We start from the raw sequence: 12,133 nt of genomic DNA, 5'->3' as shown, positions 1-12,133 counted from the left end.
TTACTTGAACTATTCCTTCTTCTTTTGATCTTTTTAACAAACGACTAATTGTTGAACGATGAATATTTAGTTCCGTAGCAATTTGGCTTTGCGTTTTGTTTTCTTGATAGTACATTTCAGCAATGCGGACTAATAACTTATCTTCATCTTTTTTCATTTTATATAGCGACCCCTTAATAGTGTTGTTTCTTAATAATGATATTAACATTATATATATATTTTGTGCAAATAAAATCACAAATGTGAAAGCGGGATTTGTTTTAACTACTTTATATTCTGACATGACATTAGCTTAATAAATTTCAAAACAAAGTAAGAGTGGAAAAGTAGAGCCTAACCCAAGGTGTACCGGAGCACTCTTGTTTGGAAAAATTAAGAAAGTTGTCTGCTTACTAAATGACGATTTAGGATTTGGTAGATATTGAAAGATTAAAGAAGCTTCTATATTTGATGAACGGCTCCATGAAATTGAGATAGTGGGAGAACCTTAGTAGATTTGAATATTAGACAAATCGAGCTTATGCAAAAAGTAGTCTCTCAATTCAAACAATATTATGCACTTAAGGAATGCCTTAAAATCGGTATAAAGTCTCAGTTACTATAGAAAGAGATTTTTCATTATAATAACTGACACTTCATCCCTTTACGTTTTATCATGAACAAAAGTTCTTGAATAAAAACTGACTAACATGTAAATTCCTTTCATTTAATGCGATTCCCTTGTTATTCCTTAGGAATCGGTGTGACCGCCTTCGACTGATCTACAAATATAAATCCATCATATCGCTCGGAAATCTTAGACGGTACATAATTTCCATAATGTTCATATGCTGGTTCATATATTACCCCGACAGCACGATGACCGATTATACGATTAAACAAGTTTCTGTTTTCTTCTGTAAATGTTAGGTATTTATTAAACGAGCCTGCCCTATGTAATATTTCTTCCCAGCTATTAGGCTGTGCTTTGGGAATATCCATAATTTTGTAGGGCTCTCCCCATTTTTCTGCGGCAATGACAGTCCCTTTGTAGGTAGCAAATCCGACTGCATATACATTGTTCTCTCCAAATTTTTCTCTCGTGATTTGGCCAACATTTTCTAAACCTTCTTGTTCCATACCAGTTGCTCTGGCATCTCCAACATGGGTATTATGCTCCCAAACAATTCCCTTTGCTTCCTTCCCATAGAAATCGCTAATAATTTTTAAAGCTTCTACCATATGATGATCACGAATATTCCATGATTCGGTATCATCTGTAATCATTGCTTTATAGTAGGCTTCTGCATTTTTGGACACTAGTCCATTTATTTGTAAATTAAGATAGGACTCCCTTTCCTTTTCCATGTATTGCTTTCTTTTCGATACAATGGAATTTAGAAGCTGCAATACTTCCTCTCTACAGCTTTCTCCTAAAAAAGCAGCCGACATGCCATATTGCTCTGGTCTTTTGTTATAGGGGTGAAAACAAGTAATTGCCTGCATTGCTTTGTCCAGATCTGGAGAATCTATTTTTTGCAAATAAGTAACAATTGTCTCCAACGATTCCCATAGACTATAAACATCAATTCCATAAAAACCTACTTTCTCCGCTTCTTGCTTATCAAGGTTATATTCTTTCAACCACTCGATGAGCGGAATGATTTCTTCATTTGCCCACATCCATGTTGGCCATCTGTGAAACTGGGAAAGTACTTCTCTTGCATGAGAATAGGTTGAGTGCCCTTTTACATACAGATTCACTTCATAACAAGACGGCCAATCTCCCTCTACCGCTAGATAAGTGAAGCCGTGCTCTTTTATTAACTTCTTACTAATTTCTGCACGAATGGTATAGAATTCTGCTGTCCCATGGGTAGCTTCGCCAAGTAATACGTATTTTGCCTTACTAGCCTGCTGGATTAGATCGGTTAGCCCCTCTATGTCGGTAAATGGTTGACTAAATTGTTGGATATTTTGGATCGTCTTACTGACTTTTGTGACCATTTTTTCGTGCACATCCTTTTAATGCAATTTTTCCTCTTTTATTCATTATATTTTGTTCATAAAAGGGCAAGGTATTCACCTTTCAATTTCAAGAAGGAAAATAAAAAATCTACCTCCTTTTTCTGAGATAGATTTTTGTGATATCTTTCACATGAATGACGAAAAATTAAGCTTCTTTTTTAAAGGATTTAACCACTGCTTTTGTCTTCTCCGAAATATGATACCAATAGGCTGCCCCTACAAATAAAGCGCCACCGATTATATTTCCGATTGTTACTGGCAGCAAATTAGCAAACATTCCTCCAATAGAAACTGTCTCAGGATGAGGAATAATAAGGGCAATAGATAATAGAGTCATATTTGCAACACTATGCTCAAATCCAGAAGTAATAAAGGCAAATAGACACCAAAAAATCATGATTAATTTTGCTGTTTCGTCCTTTAATTTCACAGAACACCAAACTGCTAAGCAAACTAATATATTACAAAGAATCCCGCGGATAAGTAATTCCATAAACGGAGCATTCATTTTTGCTGCAGCTCCATTTGTGATAAAATCTGCTACTCCTCCAACAGCTAATCCAGAATAGCTAAATAATAATGCCACGAGAATAGAACCGATAAAGTTGCCAATATAGCTATATCCCCATACCTTTCCTGTATCTTTCCAGGTTACTTTATTCTCTAACATGCCGATTGTCATTACCATATTATTACCGGTAAACAAATCAGCGCCTGCCATAATTACTAAACTCAAGGCAATGCCAAAGGAAACACCCATTATAATTTTCGTCCCTGCAAATCCAGTTGAACCAAGCAACCCGCCGATTGTAAAAATAAGAATAATTCCTAGTCCAACAAAAAATCCAGCTAGCATGGCACCTACTAAATACTTCTTTCTACTTACATGTAAGGCGTTAATCTTCGTTAATGCAGTGTTACTAAATGCAGTAATTACCTCTTTCATCACGACACTCCTCTACCTAATGTACTAGCTGTTTTTCCTTTACAGCTCCACCGCATTGCTCTTCCATTCTTTCGAGCAATACTTCCTTCATTAAACAATCATACTTTAATGGCTCACAAAGAATAACGTCATTATTACTTTCTGCTACTTTACTGGCCATTCTTTTTAATAGCTTCCCCGTGAAAAGTAAGTATGGTACAACGCAAATATTTTTATATTCCATTTGCAGTCTCTCCAATTCACAAACAAAGCCTGGATTTCCAGCTGTCAAAAAAGCAGTATAGACTGGCACATCTAATCTTTGTTGGATATGACTACTTATTTCCTTTAGTTTCAAAATTGGTTCTGGATCACTACTGCCTCTTCCAACTAAAAGAATAACTCCGTCCGTATCTAATTGTTTTTCTGCTATTCTTTTTAAAACCAAATTCATCATTTTCGGATGCAAGTCAAAAGGTTTGGTAACAGAAAAACGTACTTCTGGAAACCTTGCTTTCACAATCTCCAATTCTTCTGGAATATCTCTTTTAAAATGAGCTGCTGCAAACAATAGCACAGGTACCACTAGAATATCTCTAGCACCAGCCAGAATTACTTTTTCCATTGTTTCACTAATAGATGGTGAAGCCAGTTCCAAAAAAGCAATTTCTTGCACTGGGATGTTTACTTCTTTTTTTACTTCTTCTATAAACGCTATGAATTGTTTATTCCCTTCTCCTATCCGGCTACCATGACCAATATATATCACTGCATCCATTAGCACTCACGCTTCCAATCCTGTTTATCTAGTTCTTGTTGAACCTGCTCATCTATCTGACTAAATCCCCGCTTGATTGCATAATCTTTCACTGATTGGCCAATTGCAGCAAACGAAAGTTGCTTTGGATCTTTTTCACTAAAGGTTAGCCATTCTTGTAAAAATAAATCAACGGATCGTTTATTGGGAAAAATAACTGTTTCCCATTTATCTTCTGTCAATAAGCGTTCATTTACTTCATGAAAACGTTCATCTATTTGAATAGTATGACTAGGTAATGCTAGAAGATTATCTGAGAATACTTGATTTCCTTGTTCATTCCCTATTAAAATAGCACTTTTTTTGTCATAGGCTGCCTTTATGCTTCGAATGCCTCTTTTTTCTAATTCCTTACGCGTTTTATCTGATAGGTGTTCAATCTGTCTAGGAAGATCACGTAAATCATAACCTGCTTGAAATAGTTGGGAAAACACGTAGTCTACCCCTTCTGAAGAACCAAAAATCAATCTTTCCGCATGCACAATCAATTGCAATTCTTCCATTGTATAAGTGTGAGCGCTAGATTTTAAAGTAGGAAAGGCATAGGCTTCCGCACCATTTCTTGAAAAATATCTTTCTAGCAAACTTTCTTCTGATGAGCTTTTGGCAATTAATAGCCTCTTTTGATAAAAGGATTTTTTCTCAAACCAAGCAATCGATGATCTTAGTTGAACGACATCTCCAATAATCGTTAAAGCTGGATTCCCAAGCTTTGCTACTCTTACCTTTTCCACAATTGTTTTCAAGGTACCCTCGACTACTCGTTGTTTTCCTAGTGTTGCCCACTCAATAACAGCTACTTTTGTGTCACTAGCCTTACCTTGAGCTATTAAACTTTCACAAATTGCTGGTAAACCTTTCACTCCCATATAATAGGCAAGTGTATCTCCTATCGCTTCTGGCTTAGGTTCATGATGAACGGAATCCTCATTCTTCTTACAGGCATGCCCTGTTCGAATCGTAAAACTAGTACTATAATCACGATGAGTTACTGGAATTCCAGCATAGGCACTCGCGGCAATGCTGGATGTCACCCCAGGTACAATTTCAAAGGGAATATCGTATTTCGCAATTGCCTCTGCTTCTTCCCCTACTCTTCCAAAAACAGAAGGATCTCCCCCTTTTAACCGGACAACATATTTTCCCTTTAACGCCTCTGTCACCAATGTTTCATTAATCTTTTCTTGTCGCATGATATGATTGTTTGGTAGCTTTCCACAATAGATAAACGCACAATCCTTGCTAGTAAAACGCAATAAACGTGGATTTGCTAAGCGATCATACAAGACAACATCTGCATTTTTCAAACACTCTATTCCCTTATTTGTAATCAATCCAATATCCCCAGGCCCTGCTCCGACAAATGCTACATACCCCTTGTTCGTATTCATCTCTTACACCATTATATAAATATAGTCATCTTTTATTTGCGTTTCATAAACCTCGACACAGCCATTATCCGGTTTTTGAACTTCGCCTGTGACTAAAGAAATTTTCCAATCATGAAGCGGACAGAAAACATATTCGCCTGATACTATTCCCTCTGCCAATGGTCCATTTTGATGGGGACAACTATTCGCAACGGCTCGCACCTCTCCATTTGAAAGATGAAATAATGCAATTGATTTTCCTTTTAAATGAACCTCTTTGCCAATTTGCTTTGGTAAATCAGCTAGTCTCATAATCTTATTCCATTCTAAAGTTGCAGTCATCATGTATACCCTCCATTTTTGTTCTCTGCTATTATCCTTTTATCACTTCATACATTTCTCTCTTCGTTTCATCGTTTAAGACAGAAGACCAAGCTTCTTCGTAGGTTGTTTTCGCTTTTTCAAACCGGCTTACAAACTGTTTCATATTTCTTGCATTTAACAATGTTTCTTTCACTGTTTCACTACCCATGCGTTCTACCCATGGAGCCGTTCTTTCTCCATAATTAGCATTTTCTCGATAATACTGAACAAACGCCTTTGCCATCGTAATTACTTCTTCTTCTGTTTGCACGGTTGTTAAGCTATCACATTCACGGACTTCTGTACCGCCATTTCCACCGATATACAGCTGATAGCCATTTTCTACACAAATGACACCAAAGTCTTTTGTTAGCACTTCCGCACAGTTTCTTGGACAGCCGGTAACGCCCATTTTCATTTTATGAGGAGTATCAACCATCTCTAGTGCTTGTTCTAATTTAATGCCAAGTCCTAATGAATCTTGTGTGCCGAAGCGACAAAATCTTGAACCCACACATGATTTTACGTTACGAAGGGATTTAGAATACGCATAACCAGAACGCATTCCTAGGTCTTCCCAAACATGTGGTACATCCTCTTTCTTTACTCCATATAGTCCGATTCGACTTGCACCAGTGATTTTTACTAATGGTACATTGTATTTTTTCGCTACTTCTCCTATTTTTACTAAATCCTCTGCAGTAGTTGTTCCACCATACATACGAGGAATGATGGAGAAAGTACCATCTTTTTGAATATTCCCTTCCATTTTTTCATTTACAAATCTGGAAGCTTTATCATCCTCATACTCTTCTGGGAACAGCATCCGCATATAATAGTTTAATGCCGGACGACATTTAGAACATCCTTCCTCACTTGCAAAATCAAGTACCATTCGTACTTCTTTCGGAGATTTAAGCTGCTTTTCTTGTATCTGTGCTACTACTTCATCACGAGTAAGGGTGGTACAGCTGCACATTCCTGTTTTTTGAATGGAAGCATCAAAACTGTCACCAAGTGTATGTGCTAAAATACCTTCTACTATTGGTTTACATTTTCCACAAGATGCCCCTGCTTTGGTACATCCTTTCACTTCTTCAAAAGTAGACAATCCTTGCTCTAAGATTGAATGAACAATCGCACCCTTTGTCACCCCGTTACACCCACACACTGTATCGTCGGCACTCATACTTGCTACCATATCAAGTTCATCATCCTGCCCGCTCTTGCTTAAAACAGAAGAACTTGTATATTCGCTTATATCTGCTTGTTTTTTCAACATATTAAATAATCGATTTCCATCAGAAGCATCTCCGTATAAAACAATCCCAACAATTTTGTTATCTGTTACTAAAATCTTTTTATATACTTTAGCAAACTGATCATGGACAATAATGGCTTCTGTATTTTCATCTTCATGGATTTTCCCACCAGAGAATAAGTCACATCCTGCCACTTTTAATTGAGTAGAAAGAATGGAACCTTGGTATCCTTTTCCTTCTCTCCCTGTAATACAATCTGCAAGGGCCATTCCTTGTTCATACAGAGGAGCAACTAATCCATAGGCAATTCCCTTATGTTCCGCACACTCACCTACTGCATAGATTGATGGATCAGAAGTTACCATATGATCATTAACAATAATGGCACGATTTACATCCAATCCTGCTTCACGGGCAATTGCCACGTTTGGTCGAATTCCCACAGCCATTACGACCAGATCACATTCAACACTCGTACCGTCTGTAAATGTTAATCCCTGCACACGGTCTTCCCCATATATCTCTGCCGTCTGCTTTTCCATTAAGAATTTCATCCCTTGTGCTTCTAAATCTTTTCTAAGAAGATTTGCCGCCGCTGCATCTAGCTGTTGCTCCATCAAGGTAGGTAATAAATGGACAACATGAACTTCCATTCCACGGTCAATCAATCCTCTTGCTGCTTCTAATCCTAATAACCCGCCGCCGATAACAACCGCTTTTTTATAAGACTTTGCTGTTTCCATCATTTTTTCCGTATCATCAATCGTTCTGAAACCAATTACTCCTTCTAAATCACTTCCTGGTATCGGTAAAATAAAGGCACTAGATCCTGTTGCAAGGATGAGTTCATCATATTCGATTACCTTTCCTTTATCTGTGATTACCGCTTTCTCTTCTCTCTCAATCTTTATCGCTTTTTCACCTGTTAATAGATTAATATGATTTTCTTGGTACCAGTTCCAATCATTAATATTTATATCATTTACAGTTGTTTTTCCCTGTAAAACATTTGAAAGCATAATCCGGTTATAGTTCGGATAAGGTTCGTCCCCAATAATGGTAATATCGAAAAGGTCCGCATTTCTCTTCATTATTTCTTCAATCGTACGAACTCCCGCCATACCATTTCCAATCATCACTAATTTCTTTTTCATTTTCGTCCCTCCAAGTTTCAGCTAGTTAGGTGGATTATTTGTGAAATAAATCACATAATTTCTTGAAAATAATATTACGCAAATAAATTATTCCGTAAGTATTCGAAGCACTATGTTAATATCATATTCCTATTCACTTCTTCTTTTGTAAAACAAGAATATTTTTACTATTAAAAGAAGTATAACTTATACATCTTTTATAGTTCCATTATATCTACTTTTGCAAAAAAAAAAGACTTTAAATTTGACGATTTAATGAATTTCTATAATTATTACTACCTTGGGCAAGATGACAAATGGAAAATAATCGAATTTTTATATATCTATACTCACAGCAAGACAGACTATATAAAGGATTATTCTATTAAATTCCTTTTTTTCTGAATAAAGGGATAAAGTGATTTTGTACACATTGCAATCAATCCACTATTCACCGAACACCGAAAATCGACAGTAATTTCTTTTGGTAGGTGGGGGGAATTACTACTTCTATAAGGACAGACAACAAAAAAAAGCAGCCTCACATTGCCTATAATAAAAGCATGTGCGAAGCTGCTCCTTCTTATCTATTTTCCCCGTTCGATTCGATTACTTCCTTATACCAATAAAAGCTTTTCTTCTTAATCCGACGAAGGTCATGCGTTCCTTCTTCATGCTGATTGATGTAAACGAAACCGTATCGTTTTTGGAATCCGTTCAACCAGCTTAGAAGATCGGTAAACGACCATACACAATATCCCATTAAGTCTACTCCATCTGTAATTGCTTCTTGCATCGCATTAATGTGAGCGCGGATAAAATCAATGCGGTAATCATCATGAACGATATCGCCTTCTTCCAGTTTATCGAATGCACCTAAGCCATTTTCACTGATGAGAATTGGTAGATGATAGCGATTTGTTATTCTGCGAAGCGCTATACGTAATCCTTGTGGATCAATATTCCAATCCCAATCTGTTCTTTCTAGATTTGGATTTTCAACTGTTTTGAACACACCAGGTATTCCTGAATCCTGTGAAGTACCTTTCTTCCCAGAAGTGTTCATTTCAGCACTACCTACTCCGCCTTTTAATGGATTTTTCTCAAAGGTCGTTGTTTGATAATAGTTAAGTCCCATGAAATCAGGAGTGCCTTCTCGTAATAATTCAAAATCTCCATCTTCCACCTCTGGAGCTAATCCATTTGCCTCTAAATAGTTCCATGCAGCCTCAGGGTATCTTCCCCAAGCATAAATATCCATCCACCAATGACTATTCAATTCCTCTGCATTCTCTGCCGCAATAATATCTTCTGGCTTAGAAGTTAAAGCATATGCAGGAGAATATGCAAAGCTAGGACCAATTTTCCCATTTGGAACATATTGGCGGAATGCCTTGATAACACTAGCATTCGCTAAGTTTGCATGGTGATTCACTTGATAGAAACGTTTTTCATCTGTCACTCCAGGTGGATGTACAGCCATACGGTAGCCTAAACCTGTAAAAATATTTTGCTCATTTAAACTAACCCAATATTTCACTCGGTCCCCAAACTGTTTAAATAATTCGATACTATAATTGGTGAAATCCTCAATAATCTTACGAGATTCCCAGCCCCCATATTCATCCTGAAGCACTTGGGGAAGATCCCAATGATAAAGGGTAAGAACCGGCTCAATATTATACTTTATAAGTTCATTAATTAAATTATTATAGAAATCAATTCCCGCTTGATTTACTTCTCCTCTTCCTTCTGGAAAAATACGAGTCCAAGCAACGGAAAAACGATAAGCTTTCATTCCCATTTCAGCCATCAGCTTTACATCTTCTTTATAACGATGGTAATGATCTACCGCTACATCTCCATTTGTTCCTTTAAATGTTTTTCCAGGAATTCTCACAAATTCATCCCAATTAGATATTCCTTTTCCATCCTCATTCCACGCACCTTCTACTTGATACGCTGCAGATGCAGCACCCCAAAGAAAATTACTAGGGAACGCTTTCAATGATTGGTGAATCATGCCGCTCAACTCCTTAAATCGTTAGAATTAACATCCAATACGAAATATATTCTTAACTATCAGTTTTCTTTTTTATACTATACATCCTGCTGTTCCTAACAGTCAACAAAAGTATAGTTTATTATAAAATAAGCATATACATTTAATCACATTTTCGCAATAGTTAGATGGTATCAAGATGGAGAAGTTTTATAAACTATTAATAAATGGATTATTTTATTAGAGATTCTTATTTCTTACTTATATGTCAATAGAATAATCCATTATTTATTGGGAATTTAAGTTTATACTTATCTTGGTACATGTATGAAAGTTTATGAGAATACAATATAATAAGGGAAAAGGAGGGTATATGCTTATGGAGTTTTCTTTATTTTGGGCTATAAACATTTTAATAACAATCTATTTGGTTGTAGATTCAAAAAAAACAGGCAAAAACCCCGTTCTATGGGGAATAATGGGCTTTCTGTTCGGAATAATTACGCTTTCTATTTACTTGATTAGAACGGGTAGAAAAATTCTAGGATGGATTTTACTCGTATTAGCCATTATTTTTATGTTATTATTTTTCCTATTTATTTTCGCCATTTTATTTATGTCTTTTTCTTATATTTAATTCTCTAGAGACTGGTTGTGCATTTTAAAACCAGAATAAGGGTTACTTTTTAAGTGCATTTATTTTGGTTTTAGTTCAACACATCATCAACCTAATCTTCAGTAATCAGACCTTTTGAACTCTCGCTTTAACATTAGCATCCTTGCAATTAAACTAGTTATTTTCTTTTCATCCTAATTCCAAAGCATTGTTGTTTCTCTGATGAAAAATTAATCCTTTTTCTAATTCTTTTCTCATTAACATAATATCTGTCTTTTTTGAAATACTATGGGTTAAAGAATGAAAAAGGAGGGAAAAACATGACACAAAGTAAGGAGAATTTAAGTTCCATTATGAAGCCAGATTTTGCAGGGACTGATTCAAAAAAAGTAAAACAAGAAATTCAAAAAGATGTAAAAGCAGGAGATGGAGCAATGACTTCTCGAGAAGCAGGGCATATGCGCGACTAAAAGAATACCTTATTTTCCATTATGGTTGACGGAGAATAAGGTATAATTTACTGGTTTTTATAGAATAACGATCAAAACATTTAATGAAATATTTCTTGTGAAAAATCTATATTTTTTCCTGGCATAAAATAAGTATTACTTAGTATCTATACTTTTTCTAAAAGCAATATAAATGCTATATAAATTTTTCCATCTTACATATCCCAAATGTCATTATAATCCTCAACACATTCCTAAAATCACTGACCTTTCAAGAACAACTAGGCGACATGCTAACAATTAATTTAACTTAGAGAGAGTTTGAAAAAATGAATTGAGATATTTCCGTGCTAATGCCTGAATATCTTTTCTCAAATTAAACATGTACTTTACTTTTTCCGTTATCCCCCTTAAAAATATCAATACTTTCTAAATCCCCGTATAAACAAACTTTCCCTTTTTACTATATCTCCCTATCCGTAAATGCTATTATAAATTTATAATAACAATTTCTTCAGGAGGATCACCAATTGAAAAAAACAGTAAACGTAGTAGCAGGAATTATTGAAAACGATCAAAATGAAGTACTATGTGCACTTAGGTCAACCCGAATGACTATTCCAAACAGATGGGAATTTCCTGGTGGAAAGGTTGAAAAAGGGGAGGATATCTTTACTGCACTGGAAAGAGAAATAAAGGAAGAACTTGGATGTGTAATTAAAGCAGAAGAACTTTTCCATGAACATACACATGAATATGATACTTTTATTATTACTTTATTATGTATTAAAGCTAAAATTTTCGACGGAACTCCAACAGCGAGTGAACATTCCAAACTAGTATGGCTAAAGAGAGAAAATTTAGATTCATTAAACTGGGCACCAGCAGATATTCCTGCAGTTACTGCATTAATAAACGAATAAAAAAATGCTAGGATTTTCTCCTAGCATTTTTTTATTCTTCACAACGAACTCCATTATCATATTTTTTAGTGGTCAACCTTACGAGAGAAATGTAATTGAGAATACCAAGTAATCTTTATTGATTTATTAATATAAAATGTATATTTAATGGAGTGAGTTATTGTCTCACACCCTCACTTTCATTACTATTTAAATTCATCTCTTATATAAGATAGGAGCATTCCTGTTAGAAGGATTTTCGGGGACTTGAACAAAAAAGAGCCCTC

At 35.7% G+C, this 12,133-nt stretch carries 11 protein-coding genes; 3 read left to right on the top strand and 8 right to left on the bottom strand.

The genetic code is table 11. The features are described from left to right. The 8 genes from RTL21_RS23235 to RTL21_RS10850 form a co-directional block, all read right to left on the bottom strand. Positions 1-115, bottom strand: a 115-nt coding sequence (locus tag RTL21_RS23235) for a helix-turn-helix domain-containing protein (protein WP_396954438.1), incomplete at its 3' end; no start/stop codon positions are given. Positions 116-723: 608 nt separating this feature from the next. Beyond that, positions 724-1,986: an erythromycin esterase family protein gene (locus tag RTL21_RS10880; protein ID WP_312095907.1), complete on the bottom strand. Its 1,263-nt coding sequence runs from the start codon at positions 1,984-1,986 to the stop codon at positions 724-726. Positions 1,987-2,152: 166 nt separating this feature from the next. Then, a complete protein-coding gene (locus tag RTL21_RS10875; protein ID WP_312095906.1) occupies positions 2,153-2,953 on the bottom strand; it encodes a formate/nitrite transporter family protein in 801 nt (266 codons plus the stop codon). Between the two features lie 16 nt (positions 2,954-2,969). After that, positions 2,970-3,710, bottom strand: a complete 741-nt coding sequence (locus RTL21_RS10870) for a sirohydrochlorin chelatase (protein ID WP_312095905.1) — start codon at positions 3,708-3,710, stop codon at positions 2,970-2,972. Next, positions 3,710-5,140, bottom strand: coding sequence for a uroporphyrinogen-III C-methyltransferase (gene cobA / locus RTL21_RS10865; protein WP_312095904.1), 1,431 nt, complete (start codon positions 5,138-5,140; stop codon positions 3,710-3,712). Before cobA ends, RTL21_RS10870 begins: the two co-directional genes overlap by 1 nt. A 3-nt stretch (positions 5,141-5,143) precedes the next feature. Continuing rightward, positions 5,144-5,461 (bottom strand): nitrite reductase small subunit NirD, encoded by a 318-nt coding sequence (gene nirD, locus RTL21_RS10860; protein WP_312095903.1) that lies wholly within the window; start codon positions 5,459-5,461, stop codon positions 5,144-5,146. Positions 5,462-5,492: 31 nt separating this feature from the next. Continuing rightward, positions 5,493-7,898, bottom strand: a complete 2,406-nt coding sequence (gene nirB / locus RTL21_RS10855) for a nitrite reductase large subunit NirB (protein ID WP_312095902.1) — start codon at positions 7,896-7,898, stop codon at positions 5,493-5,495. Positions 7,899-8,460: 562 nt separating this feature from the next. Next, positions 8,461-9,900, bottom strand: a complete 1,440-nt coding sequence (locus RTL21_RS10850) for a glycoside hydrolase family 1 protein (protein WP_312095901.1) — start codon at positions 9,898-9,900, stop codon at positions 8,461-8,463. A gap of 358 nt (positions 9,901-10,258) precedes the next feature. Between RTL21_RS10850 and RTL21_RS10845 the strand changes: the two genes are divergently transcribed. From RTL21_RS10845 to RTL21_RS10835, 3 genes are all read left to right on the top strand, one after another. Next, on the top strand, positions 10,259-10,516 hold the full coding sequence (locus RTL21_RS10845; protein WP_312095900.1) for a hypothetical protein: 258 nt from the start codon (positions 10,259-10,261) through the stop codon (positions 10,514-10,516). Between the two features lie 299 nt (positions 10,517-10,815). Further along, positions 10,816-10,965 (top strand): hypothetical protein, encoded by a 150-nt coding sequence (locus RTL21_RS10840; protein ID WP_312095899.1) that lies wholly within the window; start codon positions 10,816-10,818, stop codon positions 10,963-10,965. A gap of 509 nt (positions 10,966-11,474) precedes the next feature. After that, positions 11,475-11,867 (top strand): (deoxy)nucleoside triphosphate pyrophosphohydrolase, encoded by a 393-nt coding sequence (locus tag RTL21_RS10835; RefSeq protein WP_312095898.1) that lies wholly within the window; start codon positions 11,475-11,477, stop codon positions 11,865-11,867. Positions 11,868-12,133: the final 266 nt, after the last annotated feature.

Origin of the sequence: Niallia sp., assembly GCF_031978665.1 — a bacterium.
Classification (GTDB): Bacteria; Bacillota; Bacilli; order Bacillales; family Cytobacillaceae; genus Niallia.
This window is presented reverse-complemented; position numbering and strand designations above follow the sequence as displayed.

Coding starts and splice junctions, on each gene's coding strand:
- RTL21_RS10880 (WP_312095907.1), bottom strand. CDS start 1,986: ATGGTCACAAAAGTCAGTAAGACGATCCAAAATATCCAACAATTTAGT.
- RTL21_RS10875 (WP_312095906.1), bottom strand. CDS start 2,953: ATGAAAGAGGTAATTACTGCATTTAGTAACACTGCATTAACGAAGATT.
- RTL21_RS10870 (WP_312095905.1), bottom strand. CDS start 3,710: ATGGATGCAGTGATATATATTGGTCATGGTAGCCGGATAGGAGAAGGG.
- cobA (WP_312095904.1), bottom strand. CDS start 5,140: ATGAATACGAACAAGGGGTATGTAGCATTTGTCGGAGCAGGGCCTGGG.
- nirD (WP_312095903.1), bottom strand. CDS start 5,461: ATGACTGCAACTTTAGAATGGAATAAGATTATGAGACTAGCTGATTTA.
- nirB (WP_312095902.1), bottom strand. CDS start 7,898: ATGAAAAAGAAATTAGTGATGATTGGAAATGGTATGGCGGGAGTTCGT.
- RTL21_RS10850 (WP_312095901.1), bottom strand. CDS start 9,900: ATGATTCACCAATCATTGAAAGCGTTCCCTAGTAATTTTCTTTGGGGT.
- RTL21_RS10845 (WP_312095900.1), top strand. CDS start 10,259: ATGGAGTTTTCTTTATTTTGGGCTATAAACATTTTAATAACAATCTAT.
- RTL21_RS10840 (WP_312095899.1), top strand. CDS start 10,816: ATGACACAAAGTAAGGAGAATTTAAGTTCCATTATGAAGCCAGATTTT.